The following is a 23,043-nucleotide window of genomic DNA, read 5'->3' on the forward strand; positions in this document are numbered from 1 at the left end:
TTTTTTCAGTCATCTGGTTTTCTCACCGAGATCTATCCTCAAATTTTCTTATGATTTTCCACAATTATTACCACAATTCTCCTACAAATATTTATGAAAATATTTTTATAAATATTTTTCATAAAGGTTTTCAGGAATTCTTTCGGAAAACCTTAATCTAAAAAAAGGATATACTATATTGGGGATAAATTAAAAAGTTTATAAAAATAATTGAAATGAGATTAAACTGCAAGGTTTTATGCCTATGGGGAGAAGGCCAAGAAACTACGAGGAGAAACTGATAACTCCGGAACAAGCAGTTGAGCTTATGGAAGAAGGCTGGAGGCGGGCAGACCTGCACGTTCATACAAGCTGTTCCTTTGACGTGCTTCCTGTAAGAGACCTGCACCCGGAAAACCTTTATGAGAAGGCTCTAAAGATGGGAATGGATTACGTGACATTTACAGATCACGATACCATTGAGGCATACGAAATTCTAGGGTGGAACCGTGAAAAACTTGTCCCTGGAGTTGAAATAAATATCTATGATCCGGAATTTGTAGGGCATTCACTGCATATTAATATCTTCGAGTTTGACAGAGAACAGTTCTTTGAGCTTATGGAAATTGCGGAAATCGAACATGACCTGAGAAGCTTTATCAGATACCTCAAGCGGAATAAACTTCCTTTTATTTACAACCATCCTTTCTGGTTTGAGTTTCATAGTGACCCGAATCCGTCTTCAGTCCCAAGGCTAGCAAAACTTTTCCCTGTACTGGAGTACAATATGCACGAACTCAAGCAGAAAAACGAACTTACAATTGCTCTTGCTGAGAGCTTTGGCAAAGGTATTGCCGCAACAACCGATACCCATACAGGCAGCCTGGGAAAGGTATATACTCTCGCGAAAGGAGAGAATTTCAAAGAGTTTTTCAGAAATATAGCAAAAGGAAAAAGTTACATAGTTCCTGAAGACCTTACCAGAGAGCTTCTGATCGACGAAATGAATACCTGGATAGATCTGATTTTTGAAAAAAGCCAGAAAAGCAGAAGCGCAGAAAATTACCTTACCGGAATAAAATCTCTGGATACGATGGTCAAAATCTCAAGAAGCACCCTATTGAGCTGTTTCCCTGGTCTTAACAGGACAACCATGAACCTGTTCTATATGATCTCAAATACAGGGCTTCCTGCATCATTTTACATTCATTCTGCAGAAAATCTGGCAAAGGAAATAGAAAGACAGATTGAAATTGAGAAGTGAAAGTAAAAGCGTATTTTTCAGTTTTTTTGTAACAGCTCCAATTAGCCTACATAAAAAGGGCTTTCCCCAGTCTATTTTTCGGATAAGAAAATATCAAAAAGTTTATATTATGAAATTGTTTAGATTATGTAGCATAAAAAATTCAGAATTCGTATTATTTTTAATTACAGTCTTGGGCATTACTGCTAACAATTTACTACGGTGAAAAAAGAATCTGATTCGGTTATGACTATGTTATTCTATAATCAATTAGGACTTGTAAGAATATTTTAGGACTGAACCAATTTTAGAACTATAAAATAGTTTAGACTTGTAAAATATTTTTGGGTATATAAGATATTTTGGACCTGTAAAATATGTTGGACCTGTAAAATATGTTGGACCTGCAAAATATTTTGGATCTGCAAAATATGTTTTAATCCGGATGATAAGAGCTCAAAACAGGGGAAAGAAGTAGATGAAACAAATAAAACACCTAATGGGGCTGGAATTAAAAGCAAGACTAAAGCGAACGATTATCCTTGCAATACTTGTTCTTACCTTTTGCTTAACCATATTTTCTTCAGGAGCGGCAGGGCAGGAAGATACCGAAAACAATCAACCAGTTTCAGACGAAGGATTTTTTAACCGATTTATCACATACGTAAAAAACCTTTTCTCAGGGGAAGAAGGAAAACTGCATAGCTCAGGAGAAATTCCCAAAACCGGTGCTGCAGACATTCAACAGTCAGCTGAGCCTGAACAAGCAGTCCTGAAAATTGCAACTCCGGATGTAATAAAGTCTGCATCCCTGGTTGGAGATACAAGTCTGGGAATTTTTGCTCATCTTTCAAACCCACCACTCATGAAAATGGATGCTGAAGGACATATTGTAGGGCAGCTCGCAGAAAATTATAGCGTATCGGAAAACAACACGCGATGGACCTTCTACATTAGAGACGACCTCTACTGGAGCGATGGAGAAAAAGTAACACCAGAAGATGTTGAGTTCTCAATCCGTTACTACGGAGAAAAAACCCCCTGGGCAAGTTGGATCAACGATACCCTGGAAAATTCAACGGTTTCGGATGCCGACAATTCCGTGACATTCAAGTTTAACAAGCCTTACACTCGAGTCAATATGGAGTTTGCAACCTATGATATCCTCCCTGCTCATGTGTGGAAAAAAATAGAGAACCCGGTAGAATACACAAGCAACGGCCCTTATGTCGGCTGCGGACCCTATTATCTCAAGTTGATAGACCTCAATGCCGGAAAACTCATTTTTGAAAAGAACCCCTACTGGAAAGGAAAGATGCCTGAGTTCGAAACTGTAGAAATCCATTTTTACTCAAATGTTGACGTTGCCACTCTGGCTCTTAAAAACGGGGAAGCTGACAGTTATTACAAGTACGCAGGGTCATACCCTTACTCCGGTATTGAGCAGCTTGAAAAAACAGGAAATTTCGACTTTCTGGAAAAGACTAACGTCGGGCTTGTTTTCCTTGCCCCGAATTTGAAAAAAGCCCCGTTTTCGGACCCGAAATTCAGGGAAGCACTGGCAGATTCCATAAATTACGAAGAGCTTGCAAGGCTTGAAACTCTGGGGTATGGAGAAGTTCCAAATAGTGGCTTTGTGCCATCAGCCATGGAGAATTATAAGGAAACCGAAAAACTGGAGTACAGTCCCGAAAAAGCTAGAGAGATCCTGAAAAAAGCCGGATACTCGGACAGCAACGGGAATGGAATACTTGAAGGAAAAGATGGAAAAGATATAAAGCTTGAAATCCTCATCCGACCTGATTACGCCCGAACAGGCGAACTTCTCGATGAATACTTTGAGCAGATTGGGCTTTCTGCAGACCTCAAAACTGTGGATTCGGACACCTGGATCACTCTTAAAGACAGTTACAATTATGACCTGACAGTAACACGTTCCACTCCCTGGGGTATGCTTATGCACTCAAGTTGGGGAAGCGGCTATTTTGATTCCAGACGGACAGGCCAGGGAGTTATGCATAATCTGGAAGATCCTGCGTTCCTGCAGCTCTGCGATAATATCCTTGCTACCACTGATTCTGCCGAACTCCAGAAGTATGCATATGAGTTACAGGACTACTATGCAGATAATCTGCCTGCAATTCCCCTCTACTGGAGCAAGTCGGTTACTCCTTTTAACAGGCATTTTGAAGGCTGGTACGCGGATCCCCTTTACGGGATATATAACCTGGATACTTTTACAAATGTAACGAAGGTGGAGGCGTAAAAACTAGTCTCTGAAGAAAGGCGTAAAAATTAGTCTCTGAAGAAATCAGACAGAAGAATAAGGTAGGAAAAATAAGGAAGATGTTAGAGACAGCAAGAACAGAGTAGTAAGAACGATGTCAGAAATAGCAAGAAAAGTAACCAGATATTTTACTTCACTGGTGCTGATAATCATCATCAACTTTATCCTCCCAAGGCTCATGCCTGGAGACCCGGTAAAGAACCTGATTGGTGAAGACGCTTATGTTTCAGAAGAAGTAATGGAAGAACTGAGGGCGGAATTAGGGCTTAATCTGCCCTTTTCCGAGCAGTTCATTTCCTATACTTCAAACCTCCTGCACTTTGACCTGGGATATTCCTATCACCTCCATGCTCCTGTAGCAGAGATCCTTCTGAACAAGATGAGCTGGACACTGATTTTCGTGGGAGTGTCAGTGGTTATTGGGACCTTGCTTGGATGTTTTCTCGGTGCCCTTGCAGGATGGAAACCGGAAAGAAAAGCGAGTCACTTCACCAGTTTCACTTTTGTGGTACTCTCCTGCATCCCACCTTACTTTCTTGCCCTCCTGACTCTCTATATCTTTTCTTTTAAACTGGGGCTCTTTCCCTCCAAAGGCTTTTATGATACCCCTGAAATAGGAAGTGTGCTGCATCACCTTTTCTTACCTGTCTGTGTAATGTCTGTGTTTTCAGCATCCAGAAACTTTCTGGTCATGCGAGGAAGCGTAATTCAGGAAAAGGAACAGCTCTACGCACTGTATGCCAGAGCAAAAGGCCTGTACAATACCGATATACTTTTCAGACATATCATAAAAAATGCCTCTCTTCCGATAATTACCCTGCTTGCCCTGGATTTCGGTTTTCTCTTCAGCGGAGCACTGTTCATAGAAATCATTTTTTCCTTAAACGGGATGGGGGTCATGATATACAATGCAATAATGGGAAAAGATTACCCTCTGCTTCAAGGAGCATTTCTGGTAATTGCCTTTACTGCCCTGCTAGCAAATATGTTTGCTGACCTGCTTTATATCTTAATTGACCCCAGAGTAAGAGGAGGAAGCATGGATGAATCAGTTTGACTGTACCGATAATTCCTGCATGAAAGAAGCGGGCATTGAAGGTTTTTCTGAAAAAAAATCCGAAGGCTCGAACTTCGAATTTCCTGAAGAAACTTCGTACTGGATTTTTCAAAAACATAAAGGTTTCCAGGGACTGTTCAACCGGATAGGCGTTTTCCTCTTTATACTTTTTGTTCTTATGGCGCTTTTCCCATCCGTTTTTGCTCCTTATGCTCCGGAAGAACGTTTCATACCCTACGAAGCCCCTTCGGAAGAACACCTGCTAGGGACAAACGACATAGGAAATGATATCCTTTCAGAACTGGCTTTTGGGGCACGGATCTCAATGACAGTAGGTTTTATGGCAGCCCTGATCTCAACTCTCATCGGGACTGCATTAGGTCTCTGTGCAGGCTATTTCAGGGGAGCCCTTGATGAGCTGTTAATGGGCTTTACTGATGTTGTCCTTGTTATCCCCAAAATCCCCCTTATCATAGTCATGGGAGCGTTTCTACGGCCGAGCATCTGGATCCTGATCTCTATTCTAGGGCTTCTTTCCTGGGAATCCACTGCCAGAGTCACCCGTTCAAAGACCTTACAGCTAAGGGGAGCAGGTTACGTAAAAAGTGCCCAGTGCATGGGTTTTTCCTCTTACCACATTATGAAATCGGATATATTCCCAAACATCATCCACATCCTATTTCCAAAGTTCATGCTGGCAACTGCTTCGGCAATGATTTCTGAAGCATCTCTTTCTTTCCTGGGACTTGGTGATTTAAGCATGAAAAGCTGGGGAATGATGCTTTCTTTTGCTTTTTCTCAAGGCGGTTTTATTCGAGACATGTGGTGGTGGTATATGCCTCCGGGGATCTGTATTACCTTATGCGTACTGTCTATCGCACTAATAGGATTCGGGCTTGAAGCAAAGGAAGGAGAACACTTTAAAGAAGGTGCAAATACACTATGAAAATCCTTCCCAGGAACACATTACTTGAAAGGAACACATTACTTGAAAGGAACACATTACTTGAAAGGAACACATTACTTGAAAGGAACACATTACTTGAAAGGAACACATTACTTGAAAGGAACACATTACTTGAAAGGAACACATTACTTGAAAGGAATACGTTGCTTGAAGTAAGGGACCTTGAGGTCTCATTTCAGGGAATGGAAACCGTAACCGTACTTTCGGGAATTTCGTTCTCGATAAAAGAAAGTGAAACTCTGGCCCTTGTAGGAGAGACCGGATGCGGGAAATCTGTCGTCGCACATGCAATTATGAACCTCCTGCCTCCTGAGTCAAGGGTGAAAGGGAACATAGAATTCAGGGGAAAAAGTCTGTCAGAGATGAACGAAAAAGAAATGGCAAAGATAAGAGGAAGAGAAATTGCTATTATTTTTCAGAACCCTTCTCTTGCCCTAAACCCTGTGTATTCCATAGGACACCAGCTTGTAGAACCTCTGTGTGTGCACCAGAAGGAAAAGAAAAAAACTGCTCTTTATAGAGTCGCATTAGCTCTGAAACGTATGGGTTTTGTAAACTTCTCTGAATGCATGAACTACTATCCTTCATGGTGTTCAGGAGGAATGAACCAGCGCTTTTTGATTGCTGCTTCAACAATACTTAACCCTGCACTCCTTATAGCAGACGAACCCAGCAAAGGACTTGACAAAAAATGCATAACTGAACTGGAAGCTGAACTTAAGAATCTGAAAATGGAAAGTAAGAGTGCCCTACTTCTAATAAGCCACGACCTCGATTTTGTGCGGAGGCTTGCAGACAGAATTGCCGTTATGTATGCAGGGGAAATTGTTGAACTCGCTAATTCTTCAAGTCTATTTGAGAATCCCCTACATCCCTACACAAGAGGTCTCCTCAACAGCTTACCTGAAAAGGGCTTTATTCCCATACCCGGATTTTCTCCGCCTCTTAATAGCCTTCCTTCGGGCTGCAGGTTCCATCCTAGATGCCCTTTAAGGGAAAAGCGCTGCATTCGGGTTCATCCCGAAATTAAAGAAACCGGTGAAAAGGCTGTGAGGTGTTTTCTATATCCCTGAGAGCAGACAGCATATCAAAGATATACGGAGCAGGCCTGTTAAGCGAAGGAAGATGTGTTTTTCAGAATGTTTCGTTTGAAATCAGGCCAGGGGAGACCTTTGGATTGACGGGGCCTTCCGGAGAAGGAAAAAGCACACTGGGGAGAGTTATTGCAGGGATTGAGAAGCCCACATACGGCACTGTGTACTATGAGGATTCGTCGCTCTCCGAAATGAAAAAAACCAAATATATGGCTTTTCGCCGCAAGGTCCAGATAATGTTTCAAGACCCTACTGGCGCGTTTAACCCTCGAAAAAGAATAGGAAGCTCAGTTTTTGATGTTCTGAAACTTCTCAAAATTCCCAATATAGAACACGCTTCAAAAACAAAAGAGATGCTTATAACCATAGGCCTTTCAGAAGAAGTGCTCTCTCGCTATCCTTCACAGCTTTCAGGAGGCCAGCTCCAGCGCCTTGCCATCGGCCGAATCCTTCTGCTCGAACCCGAGTATATCATACTTGACGAGCCAACTTCAGCTCTTGACGTCTCGGTCCAGGCCCAGATCCTGCACATGCTTAAAAATGTTCAGACCGAGAAGAATATAGGTTATATCCTGATCTCACATGATCAAGCTGTAATCCGTTTTATGTCAGATACCTGCGGACTGCTTGAGAGCGGGCAGTTAAGAGTAATTGAGTGAAATATTTCAAAATCTGAATTATTTCTCATAACTACCAGTACAAACTTCCTTACAAACTCTAAAAAATACTGAATATTAATTATTCAAAAGAGATCCAGAATTTTTTCAGGGCTTTCAAGTACTGTAATTCCCTGCAAGTTTTTTACGGTTTCAACATTGCGCATGTCCACATCCCGTACCAGGACTTCGACAGGCCCTCCTTTAATTGCTTTATAGGGACAGAGTTCCTTGCAGATTCCACAGCCTTTGCACTTCAGAAGGTCTATCTGGTCTGTGAAACCGTTTTTCGTAGTGATTGCTTCCTGAGGGCAGCTTTCTCTTGGAGGGCAGTCCTCGCAATGCTTACACTGTTTTCGGTCAATATTATAGGGCATCTCGGATATGATTGAACCTTCAATATCCACGGGAACGACGTAAACAGGTACTCTTCCTTTTACAGCCTGGGCAACAGCATTGGTAACAAGGGAATCCGCAATTCCATAAGCGATTTTCGAAACCGTGTTTGAGGTTGCAGGCGTGACAAATAAGGCATCATATCGGTCAAGACCGAAGCGTCCGACTTTAGGAGAACTAGAACCCTGTTCGCTTTCCCGGAAAATTTCTTCGAGGTAGTCTCCGCCGGAGATTTTAACAAGCTTTTGCTCAAGCCCGTACATGCGCAGCACTTCCTCTGCAGCCCTGGAAATAAACGTGTTTACGGAAACTTCAGGGTTTCTGAGCTTGATTTCCTTAAAGACCTGATAACTGCGGTCCAGGAAATGTCCGGCACCTGTAATACCCCACGCGATTCTCTGAAGACTCATGGAAAGAAGTCATGCCCAAGAGGATAATATAATTTTCTAAAAAAGACTCAGGACAATGAAAAAGAGAAGTCACAAACTTTAACTGAGGCCGAGAAGTTAAACTTTGTTTGGGAAGCCATCACAACTAAACAATCACAACTAAACAATCACGAGGACTTCGATAAACCTCTGATTTCAACATATTACTTATATACCCTTTATAAGCAACTAGCCAAAAAGCTGGGTTTATCGAAGTCCTCCACAACTAAACATCACAACTAAACAATCACAACTAAACAATCACAACTAAACAAAATTCACAGCCCCAGAACCTCATAAAGCAACTTCATAGCCTTTTTCTCATTTTCTCCCCCGCATTTGGAAGCCAGTGATTCATAGTGGCGTATCAGCTCGAGATATTTTTCTTCTCCTGTAAGCTGGTAGCGAGTTGCATGGACAGTCGCCTCAAGCACTGCGTTGAATCCCCTGTTGGGTACAGGCAGGCTTTTCCAGTTAGCTTCGTTGAAACCTGCTTTTACAGGAATAAGGTCGGCCACAAGAGCGTGATCTGTGTTCTTAAGATCAACACATTCGAAAACGACCCAGGCGGAAGCTAATTTCAATATCGGAAGACTGAGTCCGTGAACAGGCACATAGTCAAATTCAGAGGGTTCAAGATCGAAAAAAGTTGAACGCACGAAAAGCAGGGGATCATACACTACATTTGCGGCAAGATACTTTTCTTTATAGACATTTTCCCAGGTATGGGTACCTTTGAAAAGCCGGACAAAAATCCTTTCGTTTTTTACGATTATTCCGATAGGGGCAGCATTGGGGGATTCCAGACCGGTGCTAATAATCGTTTCGGAAATGCCTTCCCTGATCCCAAATGAAGACAGATCGTCCTTGGAGAAATCGAATTCATTCCCGTTTTTTCGGCATTTCGGAAGGAATTCGATCAAAAGCGCAATCCCCCCAGAAGAGCAATGAAAAGACTGGCTATGATGATATCGGCTGTTGAACCCGGGTTTATTCTTTTCTTAAGAAGTTCGGAGTCAAATTCCTGTACAGCAGGAAGCAGATCTTCAAAGTCTCTAGTGATATTATCAGAAGATTCAATATTACCTGAAGCCCCCTCCCAGGCAGAAAGAATCTCACCCGCCCTTGCCGAAACGTAATCTGCAGTATCTTTATCGAATTTGGTCTCGATGAAAGTATCCCTGTGGCGGGACAGCAATCTCAAGAAAGTATACACAATAGCTTCGTTAATACCTGTGCCTGAGCAGTTCGAAACCGAATTCTCAGCTCCAGGACTTTGAGCCTGCATGAACTCAATTATACAATTTGCCCCCTCAAGGCAGCGTCTGAAGCCTGTTACCCATTCATTTGCAATCAGGTCATACCCTCTGGCAATATCCATAAGCTCATAAAGGGTGACTTCTTTAGCCCTTAACTCAGATGTTGACTCTGGGTCTCCAAGGTTGAATTCATCCACACTGTTAACCCTCACCCCTGCCACTTCGAAAGCCCTGTAGAATTCGACAGCATCCTCACAGTCCGTTGCCTGAACAAAAGCGTGTGCATGCACAGCAAGGGCTTCGAATTCGTCAGGTAAGAGTTTATACTGGGTTTTTCCGCGTGAATTGAAGAGTTCCCCTGCAGCCATTGAAAGAGGAATAAGTAGTAGAAAGGCGCCGAAATGTGTGTTTCCTCCTTTCTGCCAGGCAGAACTCTCGCAAACTGCACTTCTGATAAGTGCACCTATCCCGTTTCTGCATCTTGCAGCCAGCTCAATGACAGGGTAAACGCTTACTGAAGACGATATAAAATGCTCAAAGTAGGTATCAGGATAGTTATGCTCCCTATCGACGTTTCCTGGCTTTGGAGAGGCCGAGACCTCAAGTAGCATAGCAAGCTGGGCACAACGAGCAATAAGACTTGAAATCTGTGGGTTTTCTGCCAGTTCAGGAACCGGGCAGATAAAACCAGTATCAATGGGATTCATTTACCGGAACTCTGGCATGGTCCAGTACGTGATTTGCAAGTTGCTTTTTAAGCTTCATGTATTCTGCATCAGAGAGCTCAATTGTGTTTAACACTCCATCTCTGATCCAGCAGGGCTTGGTGATTTTACAACACCAGACAAGACTTCCGAAGCATGTATCTTCTCCATACTCCAGCATTGTACCTTTCGCAAAGTCAAGTTTTGTCCTGGCGAACTCTTCTGCCGTATATCCCAGTTTTCGGAACTTTTCATGTACAGGACAGGGTTTTACAGGCAGGCAGCAGAAAGCTAGCCCCCTGAAGTCCCCATCGCTGCAAATGTGCTTGGGAGCATTATACCAGCCTATTGACTGCTGGTAAGAAGTAGCGTTTTCTACCAGTTCCTGTATAAGCCCGGAATTTTCAAGGACTCCTCTGGCAGCAGAGACCATATCGGCTCCTCGGGTAAACATCTCTTTTGCGGTCTCAAAGTCTTTGACCGAATTATTTCCGATAAGAAAGAGCCTTGTAGCGTCCCTGTAACTAAGGATTGCATCAAGATCGGTACCGAAGCCTTCAGTTCCGGCATCAACATGTATAATATCCGCACCTGCCTTATCGATAAGCCTTGCAAGTTCGATATCATCAACCACATTTGCCCTTACTTTTACTGAAAGCACAACTCCGGTTTCCTTTATCGCTCTGATCCACGCCGAAAGCCTTGGAAGATCATGGAGAAGAGCTTCCCCCAGCCCGGCTTCGAGCATTTCGGGCTGCCTGCAGTGAGCGTTTAACTCAAGGATTGCTCCTTCTTCTTTGACAATTTTTGCAGCTTCAATAAGGGGGTCAAGTGTAGTACTCCTGACATTTACAGCTACGGCACTTCCGGATGTTACTGCCCTTATTTCCTTTTTTATAAGCTCCATAGATTCATCGGAAATAAACTCTTTTCTACCCCGGGCTACGAGGGCTGAAGCAACAGCTATTGAAGCCTTATCCAGATTGAAGGCTCCAAGAACTACCAGCCCGGCATTGCTTGCATACTGGTTGGCAAAAGCACTATCGACAATTCCTGCCATAGGCGCCAATGCAATAGGGTTTTTAAAACGGACATATCCAATATGCAAATCGAACAGACAATCACTCATGTTTAACCTCTTGAAAATAAGACTGCAAACCGACACAAATTATAGTCACTGCCCGAGATAAAGTATCAATAAGCTTTTTTCGGACAAGCCTTGAAGATGGAAAAAGTCCATCCATAACTTATGAATTATAATGCATATATATTAATATTTGGACGCAACTTAAACACATAAAATTTATATAAACTATAAGGAAAGGGCATATCTTTAATTGCCCGGAGAGGGAAATAAAATATGGTAATATTAATAAAAGTATTATACCGTTCCAGTAGAAAAACTTTTCTTCATAGTAAAACCCATTTCAATCTCAAAACTCTTCTTAACTCAAAACGCTTCTTAATCTCAAAACTCTTCTCAATCTCTTGCAGTAAGGCACCCCAAAAACATATATAATTAGAAAAATATATGGTGGTCACAGAAGGTAATATGCGAGAGAGGCTGGACGGCTGACGGGCCTTCTGGTCTGAGGAAAGTCTCCCCACCGCTCCGGATACACGAACATCTGTAAAGGATGTCGGGCGAGAGCCCGGGCCCTGGCACAGAAACGAGAACCATCTCCTGAAAATGCGATGATGCGGAAGCTGAGGTCTCAGGACAAATGGATGAAACGGCGAATCCTCGTGGGTGCAAGTTGGAAATCGGGAAAAAGATAATTCCGGAATCTCCCGGTTGTTTTTGGAAACGCATAGCCGAATGCCGTCACTGCAAGAGTCCTTAGGACCATTTTCTCCACTGATGAGTGGCAGAAAATCTTTGCAGGAACAGAAGGGAGCTTACGTGCCTCACTCGCATAAACTTACTTTTCTTTTTTCCTTTTTCTACCTGTTATTTCTTATCTCGATTTCTTTATTCTTTGTTTATGATTGTCATTTACTTATTCATTTTTTCGTTATTCCCGTTTCTTTATTTTCGTCTCCGTTATTTCGTTTTCCCGTATTTGATTCCTGTTATTTCTTTTTCCTTTATTTGCATCTCCGTTATTTCGTTTTCCTGTGTTTGATTCCCTGTTACTTCTTTTTCCTTTACTTGCCTCTATTTTTTCTTTTATTTCTAAGTCAGTCCTTATCGTTTCCTTCCAGTGTAAGAGATTTTATTCTGGAGACAGGTTCAGCCAGGCAGAAATTCAATAGTAACCAGCGGACATAGTCTTTATAATTCCTGTTGGTTACCACCTCATCAAGGTACTTATCCAGAATCTCCCTGTTGTTAACAGCCAGTTTAAAAGAGGTCTCAGGAAAACGATACATTATTTTCTCCAGCTTAAGAGAACTGGCAAGATAATTTCCGAATTCCTGCCTGCAACCGGACTCGTAGGCTTTAAGGCTGCTTAATTTCAGGCTGTACATTACAAGGTCAGCAACGCTCTCCGCAGCAAGCTGCCCTGATCGAATTGCATATGAAATGCCTTCTCCTGTGAAAGCATCTACAAATCCGGCAGCATCACCGCTAAGAAGCAGCCTTGAATTGAGGATTTTTCTCTTAATCCCGCCTTTGGGGATAATATGGGAATGAACCGGAAATTCTCCTGATAACCCGTTTTCCTTCAGAAAATCCATCAGTACTTTTTTTGGGTGCTCAAGATGTTGAGCTGTCCCTACAATTCCTGCAGAATAATATCCAGCATGGGGAAAGATCCAGCCATACCCTCCCTGTGCAACTCCGAAATGAATATCTATGGTGCCTGGAAACCGGTTCCTTATTACTTCATCGTCATCAGGAATTTCCGATACCAGTCCCAGCCTATGTTCTGTTTTTTTATCTCTCGGCCTTACTTTGTATTTAAGGGTCCCACCTGAACCTTCGGAAATAAGAACGAACCTCCCCAGATAAGTATTATCCGTAGTTCTGACTTCAACGCAATCTTCTTTTTCAGTTAAGTCAAGAACCTCTTCTCCGGTATGAACTTCAATTCCGGTTTTTCTGGCTTTTTCAAGCAAAAAGTTATCAAAGACTTTTCTGGAAACCAGTATGGCTAAGTTATCTTCGTTCATTTCTTCTACAAACCGGTCCCTGAAATAAGCCCTTACCTTTGGAATATTTCTCTCGATTATGGACTCAGGCAATTTGAAGTCCAGGCAAGATAAACCATAGGAAGAAAGAGCTCCTCCACAGGGTTTATACCTTGGAAAATTTTCTTTCTCGATTAAAAGGGTTAAAAGTCCCCTTTTCCCAGCTGTCCTTCCTGCCGATGCTCCTGAAGGTCCTCCTCCTACTATGATCAGATCGTACATGTTAAGACACCCGCTTACGGAATAAGTGCAATTGTATATAGACAGGAATAATCCATCCTTAAAATATATTAAGGCTGGAGCGATAAAAAGATAGGGGAAATAGCACAAAATCTAAAAAAAATTATCCAGTTAGCTTACCTGAGCTTGAAATTAAAGAGGGACCAACGAAGATAATCTTTATAATCAATTGTGAAATCCACAACCTCAAGATACTTATCCAGAATCTCTCTATTGTCTATAAACATTTTAAAGGACCTCTCCGGGAAACTATGGATTAATCTGGAAAAAATAAGGGAATATTTAAGATGAGTCCCGAACTCTGCCTTACAAATAGATTCATACTTATGAAGGTCTTTTAGCTTTCCTCTCTGCTGACAAATCTCAGCAAGCACGTTGGCAGCAAATTGACCTGAGCCAATGGCATAGGCTAACCCTTCACCCGAAAAAGCGTCTACAAATCCGGCAGCATCTCCAACGAGAAGAACTCTGGAACCGGCAATTCTTCTTTTAATACCACCTAGAGGGATTTTATGCCCGGACAATTTGTAATCCCCGGTAAAATCATTATTCTTCAGGAATTTAATCATTGTAGCCTTAGAATGAGGAAAATCTTTGACAATTCCAAAGACTCCGACGGAATAATAAGTTTTATGAGGGAAAATCCAGCCGTATCCGCCACTTGCAACCCCTAACTGCAGTTCAACGCTTTTTCCCAGGCGCTCTTCAATTTCTCTTTCTTCAGCAGGAATTTCAGTAACTACGGATATCCCGTACTCTTCCCTGGTATCTGCAGGCCTAACACAGGTTTTAAGGAGTCCATGTGCCCCTTCGGCAACAATAGCAAATTTTGCCTGATAAGTTTGTTCTTTTGTAATTACTTCCACAAATTCGGGTTTTTCCGTACAGCTCAGAACCATTTCTCCGGTATGAATTTCAATTCCGGTTTCTTCCGCCTTTTTGAGCAAGAAGTCATCAAAAACAGCTCGAGATAACAGCAAAGAGATATTATGATCCTTGTGTACCTCAGTCATTTGATTTTTGAAAACACCCCTTATGCCCGTGACTTCCCACTCTATAATATCCTGAGGAAGCTCGAAGTCAAGATAAGAAATAGCATGTGTTGAAAGTCCTCCTCCACAGGGTTTGTATCTGGGAAACTTGTCTTTCTCAAGCAGTAATGTGTTTAAGCCAAGCTTTCCTGCTCTTCTTCCAGCCGATGCTCCGGAAGGCCCTCCTCCAATTATTATTAGATCATACATGTCCAACCACCTTCGAGATTACCTGAGTTTGAAGTTCAAAAGAGCCCAGCGCAAGTAATCCTTATAATCAATCTTGAAATCCATAACCTCAAGATATTTGTCTAATATTTCTCTATTACCTGTAAGCAATTTGAAAGACCTTTCCGGGAAACTATGGATTAATCTGGAAAAAATAAGGGAATACTTAAGATGAGTTCCAAACTCTGCCTGACAAAGAGCCTTATATTCGTTCAGGTCTGCAGGGTTTTTGCCTTGCAGACAAATTCCTGCAATTACCTCAGCCGCAATCTGCCCTGAACGAATCGCATAGGCAAGTCCCTCACCTGAAAAAGCGTCTACAAATCCGGCAGCATCTCCACTTAGGAGAATCCTTGAACCCATCACTTTTCTTTTAATTCCTCCCCAGGGAATCTTGTGACCGTGAAGTCTATACTCTCCGAAAAAGCTATTTTCCTTGAGAAAGTTAAGCATTGACTCTTTAGGATGAGGGAAGTCTTTGACAACTCCGCCTATTCCAACGGAATAATAGGTCTTATGAGGGAAAATCCAGCCATATCCACCACCTGCGACCCCAAAATGCAGTTCAACGGTTTTTCCCAGGCGTTTTTCAATTTCTCTTTCGTCTGCAGGAACTTCAGTAACAAGGCAGATTCCATATTCCTCTTTATTATCCACGGACCGCACACAGGTCTTGACAAATCCCTGGGCACCTTCTGCAATTATTGCAAACTTTGCCTGGTATGTCCCCTGACTAGTATCCACTTTAACAAAGTCGGACATTTCCCTGCAGCATAGAACTTTTTCTCCGGTATGAATTTCAATCCCTGTTTCTTTTGCTTTTTCAAGAAGGAAGTTGTCAAATTCGCTTCTGGATACGAGCGTAGATACTCGACGATCCTTGTGTACGTTGACTGACTGATCTTTGAAAATAACCTTTGCCCCTGTAACTTCCCATTCAATAATATCTTGAGGAAGTTCGAAATCGAGATAAGACATCGCATGCTCCGAAAGTCCACCTCCGCAGGGCTTATATCTGGGAAAATTTTCTTTCTCAAGCAGCAGTGTCTTTATTCCAAGTCTTCCTGCCCTTCTTCCGGCCGAAGTACCGGAAGGGCCACCACCGACAATAATTACGTCATACATAGGCATCCCAAGTTAAGGAAAAATAAACAGACTAAACGATTATAAATGATTGTCTGCATTGTTTTTGAAAAATCAATGTTTTTATTGATAACATTTTCGGAATATCTTTAAATAAAGAAGACTGGTCATGCCATGTTAGATGCTTAGGTCCTGGTAGACAAGTTCATTATATATAAAAAAATGTAAAAAGAAAACCATTATTCAAGGTAAGGTAAACTAATGAAGCTGTACTTCTGATCGAAAACTCATCCTTACATCACTTATACCAAGTATTGAACAATTATGGCCATTGAAGTTGATTTTATACATCAGTATGTAAGTCCCAATAATAAAAAGAAGTAAGTAAGTCCCAATAATAAAAAAGAAATGCGTAAATCCCAATACTAAAAAGAAGTAAGTAAATCCCATAAAAAAGAAGTAAGTAAGTCCCAATAATTGAAAAGGTTACAGTCTTGTATAACGATAGAGAAGCTTTTAGTTATATCTTCTTCTTGTCGAAATATTCGAGCATTTCAATTACTTTCTCATAGTCCACTTTCGTATTATAACAACCATCGTTCAACAGAGGGACACCATAAGTCACAACTTTTTTCCCATTTAAAGCGCACATTCCTTTGTTTATTTCGTAATCACATGCTATTCCAAGTATACCATCTGCAGGTTTATGTTTAAGGATATTAGCAATAGCTGAAGAACCGGTAGTTATATATAAGTCGTATCCATATTTTTTGGCATCTTTTCTTAATTGAGATACAATGCACTTCCCGCAGTCCCGGCATTGAATTCCTAAGACTGTTGACGACGCAGGGCAATCTAACGCACGCACACAATGCGGAACAATAATTATGCGATTTTTGGTTTTTGAGAAATCTGAGGCATTAGCTATGTTCTTCAAAGATACTATCCACTTATCCAGGATTCGTGGATCTGATAATTTACAGAAAAAGTATTTTAAGGGCAAATAAAAAAAGTCAAGTACATTTGAAAAGAAACCTGCAAGCCATACATTCCTTTTCAGGCTAATTCGACTCACTATGAGAGCAAACATCGAGATTAAAATTGAAAAAGTTATGGTAAAAAGCAGAGCTTTTCCTATAAAACTATACATCACATATCTCCATTTTTCGGATAATTTCTTCTACATCAGCTTTGGTATTGAAACAACCATCCCGAAGGAGAAGAACGCCCTGAACAGGGATAAAAGATACTTCCTGCATATCTTCTGCAAGCTCATTGTAACAGGCAACACCCAGGCAAGATTGAGGCCTGTATTCTTTGAAGATTTTTTTGACAAAGCTACTTCCAGGAATTATAAAAACCTTGAAATTGTACTTATCTGCAGCCTCATATATCTTTGAAATATCACATTTCCCACAACGTTTGCATTCATAACCATGAATAGGGTCACACCTTGCCCTGCATTCCGGGTGTCTCATACACTGAGGAAGGAACACAACCCTGTTTTTTTTTGTGTGAACAAAACGATCCAACATTAAGGCATTTCTTAAATCTATAAGAATATCATCTACAAGATTTTCCCTGATTCTAAAAAATCTGCATAATAATTTTGAAGGAGAATAGAAAAGATAAAGTGTAAACAGCACGAACCCCGGAAAGATTATCCTGCGTTTTTTAAAAGAATACGCCCCTAAGAGCAGAGCGATCCCTGTTCCTGCAAGAGCAAAAAGAACCAGATATGTGAATATTTTTCCTAGAAATTCGTAAGGAATATACATGTTCAAGGGGAAGTAACTATCGATATTTAAGTTTTGCCATATAACAATAAAAAGAGAGAAAGAAAAAAAAAATAAGAAAGCTGGAAATCCAGCCTTCATTTTCACACTTATGTAGTGCTAAGACCCAGAGCCTCTGCAACCAGCTCGATGACGTCTTCTACAACAATATCAGATTTGAGGGCATCCCGACCATCCGAGAGGTTCCTCTTACAGAAGGGGCATGCACTCGATAGGATATCTGCATTGGTTTCAAGGGCGTCCTTAACTCTGGCTTCTCCCATTGCTACGGCAAGGTCAGGTATTCCTGCTTTTACACCACCGCCAGCTCCACAGCAACGCTGGAATTCCTTTGACCTGTCCATTTCAACGAACTTAATGCCAGGAATATGGGAAAGGACAAACCTGGGAGCATTAAAGACACCAACATGACGGCCAAGGTGACAGGGGTCGTGATAGGTAACCGTCTTGTTGATCGGCTTCTCCCATTTGATTTTGTCCTCTTTTATCAGGTCTGCAAGGAATTGTGTAATATGAATAACCTCAAAAGGCAGTTCTTCACCAAGAAGCCTGGGCCAGTCGATCTTTGCAGCACGGAAACAGCCTGCACATGCAAACAGAACCTTTTTAGCACCTTTTTTCTTGAGTGCCTCGACGTTATGTCTTGCAAGTTCACGGGCCACATCATCGACATGCACCTGACCTGTCCTGATAAGAGCTGAGCCGCAGCACCATTCCTCTTCACCAAGCATGGCAAATTTAATGCCCAGCTTGTTGAGCACACGTGATGTTGCAAAGGCCAGAGCGAGCTGATTGTACCCTGCAGTACAGCCAGTGAAATAGACAATGTCTGCTTTATCTTCTATTTTCACGTCTGGGGGAACCCAGGCAAGTCTGTCTTTCTGGTCCTTCATGTAAGGGTTATGGTACTGCCCAACAAGTTTTGGGAACGCGCTCTGCTTCCCATAAGGGCCTATACCCTTCTTTACAAGGTTTGTCCTCATAGCTTCCCAGAGTTCCACAGTGTTAATACCTGCTTCACAGACTGTTGCACAGACACCGCATGTAGTACAGCCGTGGACATCATCTTTGAATTCTTCAAGCTCTGACTGAGGAATTTCCTCTGGACCAAAGAGTTTTGCTTTAAGTCCATAGGACTTGTTCATGTACTGTCTCCAGCGCAGGATCTTATCTCTTGGAGCCAAGCCTGGTTTCCCGCCGGAAGCAGCATAAGTCGGGCACCATTTTACACACTCACCGCAGCGAACGCAGGAATCAAGCTCCATGAGCTGGACTGCAGTAAGATTCTTCGTATCGATTGAAGGGGTACGTTTTGCCATATTTTTATTCGCCTCCTTTGTTTGCAAGAAGTGCAAGCGGTATGGCGATTACATGAATATATTTACTGTATGGTATAAATGCAATACAGAAGAGCAGGGAAATTATGGAATGGAAGAGAGCGGCCGGTGGTGCTGCTGAGGGGTCAAGCCCAAAGCTCCATATAAAGCTTGTTCGGATTCCATCGGCGATGAAACCGGAAATAGTAACTAAGAAAACTACTCCGATCAAGACCCAATCATACATAATGGAAGCTTCCCTGACTTCAGAGACAAACAGTCTTCTTACTAATGCTATAAGAATTCCGATAAGCAGGATATACCCGAAGATATAGTTCGGAATTGAGAGAAAATCTCTAAATTCTGCGGGGGTGAATGGGAGTTCAATTCCGATTTTTTCGGTCATTTCAACTGCAAACATCATTCCTGACAGAGCAAAGAGGGTCATCCAGCCCCCAAAAATAAATATGTGCATAAACCAGCGGAAAGGACTTCTCTTGAGAATTCTCCTCTGGAAGATGATATCAAGTATAAGAACCTCCAGAATAGGCTTTCCATGATGGTGAGATTCTGCTGTTACCTGATTCCACCAGGTTTTTAAGAATGTGATTGCACTTCCTTTTTTTCCTTCCTGAGGTTCAAGACCATAGCCTGTGACTCCTGCCCCCCATTTCTGGAAGTTACCTATCAGACCATATAAGAAAATTAAAATAGCTATTGCGCTGAATATCATAATCTGGACAAACGTCAACCTTAGTGCATCCGAGAGCCCAGAAAAATAAAGCATTTCCTCACTAATAATTTATTCCTCCTATGTATGGATCAAAAACTGGGAACAATACTTCTTTTACAATTGTCACGTTACAGGACATCAATGATAGTAAAGACAGAATGATAGCCGCAGCGACTGTCTACATAAGGTTAGTATAGTCTGTTAGTGTTTGTATCTATTATATTTAAACATTATCTTTATTAAACGACATATTAAAAAGCCCACTGGGTTGCAAAAATGAGTTGAGTGAAAGCAATCAAACGAGAAAGAAAAAAGTGTAAGTATAAATAATAATAGTAAAATTATAATATAATGAAGATATTAAGATCTCATAAAATTCTTACGGACGGTAAAATAAGAAATTAAGTAACAAAAAAAGTAAAAAGTAAAAGTGCAGGAAAAGAAAAAGTAAAATACAATTTTCAAACGAGATTTTTCTAACAATCCTTCTAAAAAACTGCTTGCCTGCAAGCCTTTTAAAAAAGCTTGAGCGAAAACAACTGCTAAATCTAAAACATCGTGACGGTGTGATCACTACCCTTTTCAAAAAAGGCTTGACCGAAAATCAATGCTAAATCTAAAACATCGTGACGGTGTGATCACTACCCTTTTCAAAAAAGGCTTGACCGAAAATCAATGCTAAATCTAAAACATCGTGACGGCGTGATCAACCGGCGCAACGGTTGATCGAGAACCGTACTGACGTTTGAGTTTTAAACCTTATCCCCAAACCCTATAGGCGTGATCAACCGGCGCAACGGTTGATCGACAAATATAGGCCAAAATAAAAACAGGCCAAAATAAAAACGCCTTTGAAAATTAACCTTTGAAAATTAAGAGAGTTTTTTACAATCCTACTTCTTCTTTGAATTTCTCAAGCCCGATCTCTTCTATAACTTCTCCGATTCTTCTTGGCCTCGGATATTTTTTGTAGAAATTGATTATCCTTTCAACAAGATCCAGTGCCTGCTCTTCGGTGAGATCTTTTGCCACTATGCTACCTAGTCTCGGACGTGGGCCTGCGCTTCCCCCTACGGACAAAGTAAAGCCTTTTGCCGTACCTATTAGCCCTATATCCTTTATCATAGGTTCGGAACATGAATTCTGGCAGCCGGAAACCCCCATTTTAAATTTGGAAGGAAGCTGCATCCCATGGTACTTTTCATCAAGTTTTAATCCAAGCCCGACTGAGTCCTGTTTACCTCTCTTGCAAAACGTAGTTCCGGGACAAATCTTAACGCTGCGGACACAAAGTCCTATAGCAGCTCCGGGTTGTAGGTTCAGCTCTCCCCAAGCTGCATCCAGATCTTCTTCTTTTAACCCTACAATTGCAATCCTCTGGGCCGAGGTAATTTTAAGGGCAGCAGCCCCATACTTTTCTGCAATGTCAGCTATTTTTCTAAGAGTTTCCGGATATACGATTCCTCCAGGAATATGGGGAGCAATCGCATACGTTTCACCATCTCTTTGTAGAATTGCAGCTTTTTCGGGAAGATCCCCTTTCACATACTCACGACTTACCATACTATACACTCCTCTAACTTAGTTGACTCATATTTACTTCCAGATTGTTTAGTTTAATCTTTAATTTGAATTTTCTCGATTTAATAGTTATTTTTCAAAATTTACTTGATTTGAGGTCTTTTTTACAATTTTACTACTGCCCGTCTTAGATTTTAATACAATAACTTAACCTACTGGTATTGAAAATAGGAAGCAAAAGCTAAGTTCATAGATTAAAGCTGATAAATTACTGAATCAGTTAGCAGACACAGCAAGTTCTGGTTTAGTTCCCCCTAGTTCTAGTTCGGCTTCCCCTGAAATTAGACCCCAATGCAGAAGGTGAAGAATCTGATATTCAACCACTTTTCCTGATTAAAATACATCCAGAATCCAGGAAGAGTTTTCAGACCCAAACTATATTTCTCGAAATAATATAAAATCGCATGCCTGAGAGAATTCAGCTTTTTATGTTTCTACAGAACTGTCATAACATTATAAATCAGGTATATTCTACAGGCTGTCATAACATTATAAATCAGGTATTAACTACATAACTGGAAATTACATTTGGCGTAATACCTGAGTTTAATATAGTCCCATGAATTTTTAAAAAATTGCAGGCTGTAATAAAATTTTAAATCTTTAGTGAATTAACCAGTTTAATTCGATAAGCATAGTAAGTAGCGATAAAAAATAGTTAGCAATCAAAAACGCCAGTTTAGTAACTTAAAACGGAAAAAGGATCAAAGGATCCTTTCTTATTGCTGTTTTCTCATCCTTTCCAGAAATCCGTTAAGCCCTGCTTTATGCCTGGCTTCATCCAGAGATGCCTTCTCAAAGAAAAGAGCAGCTTTTGTATTACCTTCCTTTCTGGCTAATTCTGCAGCTTCAGCTTTCTCAATTTCGGCTTTACGCTCTCCTTCAAACATCATTTCCAGATTTTCAAGAGTTGTTTCTTTAACAAGTCCCAGGATTTCAGCTACCTCGGTGGCGTGCCAGGCTTCATCCATGGCGACCTGACGAAGATAAACCGCAACATCCGGAAATCCTTCTCGCTCAGCGATCTTTGACATTGCAAGATACCAGCCAACTTCAGTAGTTTCTCCTTTAAATGTGTTTTTTAAGATTTCTTCAAGAGTCATTAAATCACCATTTCTTTTTAAAATAACCAATTTTATAGTTTAAACATAGAGTAGTCTTTGAATTTAAGTTTTAGCCACAGTTGATGTCAATACCAGAACTTGATCTTATTTCGATCTCATTTTTCTATCTCGTCTTTCTATCTCGTCTTTCTATCCGTCTTTCTATCTCATTTTAATCTCATCTTTCTATCTCGCCAGCGACTTAAGACTAACATATCTGGGAGTAACGTGAGGAGGAATAAGATTTCTGAACTAGAACAATGAAGAAACTACAAGGAAGAAAAACAAAAAGCAAAAGCTAAAACAGGAAGGACTGAAATGGGAAAAAGAAATGACAATAAAACCGAAATAAACCACAAAAAGACCGAAGTATAATAAGAACGAAGCACAATAAGAACGAAGCATAATAAGAACGAAGCATAATAAGAATGAAGCACAATAAGAACGAAGCACAATAAGAACGAAGCATAATAAGAATGAAGCATAATAAAACCATTGCACACCACAATGAAGCCAGAACACACTAAAAATAATCTGCATGAAAATATATATTGATGAGAAGAAATGTACAGGCTGTTGTAAATGAAAAGCTGCCTGCCCAAAAGATCCAGGTTTTATCCAATAGCAAAAAAGATAGAAGCAACGTCTGCGTTTTAAAGGACCATCTTATTACCTGGGTTGCAGAATGTATGTAACTGTCTGCATGGAAGAAACAATCACCCTTGAA

At 41.1% G+C, this 23,043-nt stretch carries 20 protein-coding genes and 1 other RNA gene; 8 read left to right on the plus strand and 13 right to left on the minus strand.

Going from position 1 to position 23,043, the window contains the following annotated elements:
• Positions 1-244 precede the first annotated feature (244 nt).
• The 6 genes from ASJ81_RS02215 to ASJ81_RS02240 all read left to right on the plus strand — a co-directional run bounded on the left by ASJ81_RS02215 (position 245) and on the right by ASJ81_RS02240 (position 7,286).
• Positions 245-1,243, plus strand: coding sequence for a PHP domain-containing protein (locus ASJ81_RS02215; protein ID WP_170943154.1), 999 nt, complete (start codon positions 245-247; stop codon positions 1,241-1,243).
• A 457-nt stretch (positions 1,244-1,700) separates the two neighbouring features.
• Entirely contained in the window at positions 1,701-3,488 is a 1,788-nt protein-coding gene (locus ASJ81_RS02220) for an ABC transporter substrate-binding protein (protein WP_245859716.1), read from the plus strand.
• A 115-nt stretch (positions 3,489-3,603) separates the two neighbouring features.
• The gene (locus ASJ81_RS02225; RefSeq protein ID WP_095643051.1) at positions 3,604-4,566 is read left to right on the plus strand and encodes an ABC transporter permease; all 963 of its coding nucleotides are present in this window, start codon (positions 3,604-3,606) and stop codon (positions 4,564-4,566) included.
• Positions 4,553-5,512: an ABC transporter permease gene (locus ASJ81_RS02230; protein ID WP_095643052.1), complete on the plus strand. Its 960-nt coding sequence runs from the start codon at positions 4,553-4,555 to the stop codon at positions 5,510-5,512. Before ASJ81_RS02225 ends, ASJ81_RS02230 begins: the two co-directional genes overlap by 14 nt.
• Positions 5,509-6,606, plus strand: a complete 1,098-nt coding sequence (locus ASJ81_RS02235; protein WP_095643053.1) for an ABC transporter ATP-binding protein — start codon at positions 5,509-5,511, stop codon at positions 6,604-6,606. The genes ASJ81_RS02230 and ASJ81_RS02235 overlap by 4 nt, the downstream gene beginning before the upstream one ends.
• Complete coding sequence (locus tag ASJ81_RS02240; RefSeq protein WP_095643054.1) at positions 6,588-7,286, plus strand: ABC transporter ATP-binding protein; 699 nt, start codon at positions 6,588-6,590, stop codon at positions 7,284-7,286. Before ASJ81_RS02235 ends, ASJ81_RS02240 begins: the two co-directional genes overlap by 19 nt.
• 83 nt (positions 7,287-7,369) lie before the next feature.
• Here the strand turns inward: ASJ81_RS02240 and ASJ81_RS02245 are convergent, their stop codons facing one another.
• The 4 genes from ASJ81_RS02245 to ASJ81_RS02260 form a co-directional block, all read right to left on the minus strand.
• Entirely contained in the window at positions 7,370-8,089 is a 720-nt protein-coding gene (locus ASJ81_RS02245) for a dihydromethanopterin reductase (acceptor) (RefSeq protein ID WP_095643055.1), read from the minus strand.
• A 296-nt stretch (positions 8,090-8,385) separates the two neighbouring features.
• Entirely contained in the window at positions 8,386-9,027 is a 642-nt protein-coding gene (locus ASJ81_RS02250; protein ID WP_394339129.1) for a DUF447 domain-containing protein, read from the minus strand.
• Complete coding sequence (locus ASJ81_RS02255; protein WP_095643057.1) at positions 9,027-10,073, minus strand: triphosphoribosyl-dephospho-CoA synthase; 1,047 nt, start codon at positions 10,071-10,073, stop codon at positions 9,027-9,029. Before ASJ81_RS02255 ends, ASJ81_RS02250 begins: the two co-directional genes overlap by 1 nt.
• The gene (locus ASJ81_RS02260; RefSeq protein ID WP_095643058.1) at positions 10,060-11,199 is read right to left on the minus strand and encodes a methanogenesis marker 9 domain-containing protein; all 1,140 of its coding nucleotides are present in this window, start codon (positions 11,197-11,199) and stop codon (positions 10,060-10,062) included. The genes ASJ81_RS02255 and ASJ81_RS02260 overlap by 14 nt, the downstream gene beginning before the upstream one ends.
• 427 nt (positions 11,200-11,626) lie before the next feature.
• Between ASJ81_RS02260 and rnpB the strand changes: the two genes are divergently transcribed.
• Positions 11,627-11,984: RNase P RNA component (gene rnpB, locus ASJ81_RS02265), an RNA gene on the plus strand.
• Positions 11,985-12,251: 267 nt separating this feature from the next.
• Here rnpB and ASJ81_RS02270 read toward each other — a convergent pair.
• From ASJ81_RS02270 to ASJ81_RS02310, 9 genes are all read right to left on the minus strand, one after another.
• Complete coding sequence (locus ASJ81_RS02270) at positions 12,252-13,427, minus strand: geranylgeranyl reductase family protein (protein ID WP_095643059.1); 1,176 nt, start codon at positions 13,425-13,427, stop codon at positions 12,252-12,254.
• 134 nt (positions 13,428-13,561) lie between these two features.
• A complete protein-coding gene (locus ASJ81_RS02275) occupies positions 13,562-14,686 on the minus strand; it encodes a geranylgeranyl reductase family protein (protein WP_095643060.1) in 1,125 nt (374 codons plus the stop codon).
• Between the two features lie 18 nt (positions 14,687-14,704).
• Positions 14,705-15,829 carry a geranylgeranyl reductase family protein gene (locus ASJ81_RS02280; protein WP_095643061.1) on the minus strand — a complete coding sequence of 375 codons (1,125 nt, stop codon included), beginning with the start codon at positions 15,827-15,829 and terminating at the stop codon, positions 14,705-14,707.
• Between the two features lie 478 nt (positions 15,830-16,307).
• Complete coding sequence (locus tag ASJ81_RS02285; RefSeq protein WP_095643062.1) at positions 16,308-16,937, minus strand: DUF116 domain-containing protein; 630 nt, start codon at positions 16,935-16,937, stop codon at positions 16,308-16,310.
• Positions 16,930-17,565: a DUF116 domain-containing protein gene (locus tag ASJ81_RS02290; RefSeq protein WP_095643078.1), complete on the minus strand. Its 636-nt coding sequence runs from the start codon at positions 17,563-17,565 to the stop codon at positions 16,930-16,932. The genes ASJ81_RS02285 and ASJ81_RS02290 overlap by 8 nt, the downstream gene beginning before the upstream one ends.
• A 107-nt stretch (positions 17,566-17,672) precedes the next feature.
• Complete coding sequence (gene hdrD / locus ASJ81_RS02295; RefSeq protein WP_095643063.1) at positions 17,673-18,902, minus strand: dihydromethanophenazine:CoB--CoM heterodisulfide reductase subunit HdrD; 1,230 nt, start codon at positions 18,900-18,902, stop codon at positions 17,673-17,675.
• A 4-nt stretch (positions 18,903-18,906) separates the two neighbouring features.
• Positions 18,907-19,686, minus strand: coding sequence for a dihydromethanophenazine:CoB--CoM heterodisulfide reductase subunit HdrE (gene hdrE / locus ASJ81_RS02300; protein WP_095643064.1), 780 nt, complete (start codon positions 19,684-19,686; stop codon positions 18,907-18,909).
• Positions 19,687-20,517: 831 nt separating this feature from the next.
• A complete protein-coding gene (locus ASJ81_RS02305; RefSeq protein WP_095643065.1) occupies positions 20,518-21,195 on the minus strand; it encodes an NAD(P)/FAD-dependent oxidoreductase in 678 nt (225 codons plus the stop codon).
• A 737-nt stretch (positions 21,196-21,932) separates the two neighbouring features.
• The gene (locus tag ASJ81_RS02310; protein WP_095643066.1) at positions 21,933-22,316 is read right to left on the minus strand and encodes a ferritin-like domain-containing protein; all 384 of its coding nucleotides are present in this window, start codon (positions 22,314-22,316) and stop codon (positions 21,933-21,935) included.
• 554 nt (positions 22,317-22,870) lie between these two features.
• Between ASJ81_RS02310 and ASJ81_RS02315 the strand changes: the two genes are divergently transcribed.
• Positions 22,871-23,011 (plus strand): hypothetical protein, encoded by a 141-nt coding sequence (locus ASJ81_RS02315; protein WP_170943155.1) that lies wholly within the window; start codon positions 22,871-22,873, stop codon positions 23,009-23,011.
• Positions 23,012-23,043 lie beyond the last annotated feature (32 nt).

The organism is Methanosarcina spelaei (genome assembly GCF_002287235.1).
In the GTDB taxonomy this organism is placed as follows: domain Archaea; phylum Halobacteriota; class Methanosarcinia; order Methanosarcinales; family Methanosarcinaceae; genus Methanosarcina; species Methanosarcina spelaei.

Bases quoted from the DNA above. Each gene is read 5' to 3' on its own strand.
- ASJ81_RS02255 (WP_095643057.1), bottom strand. From the start codon at position 10,073: ATGAATCCCATTGATACTGGTTTTATCTGCCCGGTTCCTGAACTGGCA.
- hdrE (WP_095643064.1), bottom strand. From the start codon at position 19,686: ATGCTTTATTTTTCTGGGCTCTCGGATGCACTAAGGTTGACGTTTGTC.
- ASJ81_RS02285 (WP_095643062.1), bottom strand. From the start codon at position 16,937: ATGTATAGTTTTATAGGAAAAGCTCTGCTTTTTACCATAACTTTTTCA.
- ASJ81_RS02305 (WP_095643065.1), bottom strand. From the start codon at position 21,195: ATGGTAAGTCGTGAGTATGTGAAAGGGGATCTTCCCGAAAAAGCTGCA.
- ASJ81_RS02280 (WP_095643061.1), bottom strand. From the start codon at position 15,829: ATGTATGACGTAATTATTGTCGGTGGTGGCCCTTCCGGTACTTCGGCC.
- ASJ81_RS02290 (WP_095643078.1), bottom strand. From the start codon at position 17,565: ATGTATATTCCTTACGAATTTCTAGGAAAAATATTCACATATCTGGTT.
- ASJ81_RS02225 (WP_095643051.1), top strand. From the start codon at position 3,604: ATGTCAGAAATAGCAAGAAAAGTAACCAGATATTTTACTTCACTGGTG.
- ASJ81_RS02310 (WP_095643066.1), bottom strand. From the start codon at position 22,316: ATGACTCTTGAAGAAATCTTAAAAAACACATTTAAAGGAGAAACTACT.
- ASJ81_RS02275 (WP_095643060.1), bottom strand. From the start codon at position 14,686: ATGTATGATCTAATAATAATTGGAGGAGGGCCTTCCGGAGCATCGGCT.
- ASJ81_RS02230 (WP_095643052.1), top strand. From the start codon at position 4,553: ATGAATCAGTTTGACTGTACCGATAATTCCTGCATGAAAGAAGCGGGC.
- ASJ81_RS02245 (WP_095643055.1), bottom strand. From the start codon at position 8,089: ATGAGTCTTCAGAGAATCGCGTGGGGTATTACAGGTGCCGGACATTTC.
- hdrD (WP_095643063.1), bottom strand. From the start codon at position 18,902: ATGGCAAAACGTACCCCTTCAATCGATACGAAGAATCTTACTGCAGTC.
- ASJ81_RS02270 (WP_095643059.1), bottom strand. From the start codon at position 13,427: ATGTACGATCTGATCATAGTAGGAGGAGGACCTTCAGGAGCATCGGCA.
- ASJ81_RS02235 (WP_095643053.1), top strand. From the start codon at position 5,509: ATGAAAATCCTTCCCAGGAACACATTACTTGAAAGGAACACATTACTT.
- ASJ81_RS02215 (WP_170943154.1), top strand. From the start codon at position 245: ATGGGGAGAAGGCCAAGAAACTACGAGGAGAAACTGATAACTCCGGAA.
- ASJ81_RS02260 (WP_095643058.1), bottom strand. From the start codon at position 11,199: ATGAGTGATTGTCTGTTCGATTTGCATATTGGATATGTCCGTTTTAAA.
- ASJ81_RS02220 (WP_245859716.1), top strand. From the start codon at position 1,701: ATGAAACAAATAAAACACCTAATGGGGCTGGAATTAAAAGCAAGACTA.
- ASJ81_RS02315 (WP_170943155.1), top strand. From the start codon at position 22,871: ATGAGAAGAAATGTACAGGCTGTTGTAAATGAAAAGCTGCCTGCCCAA.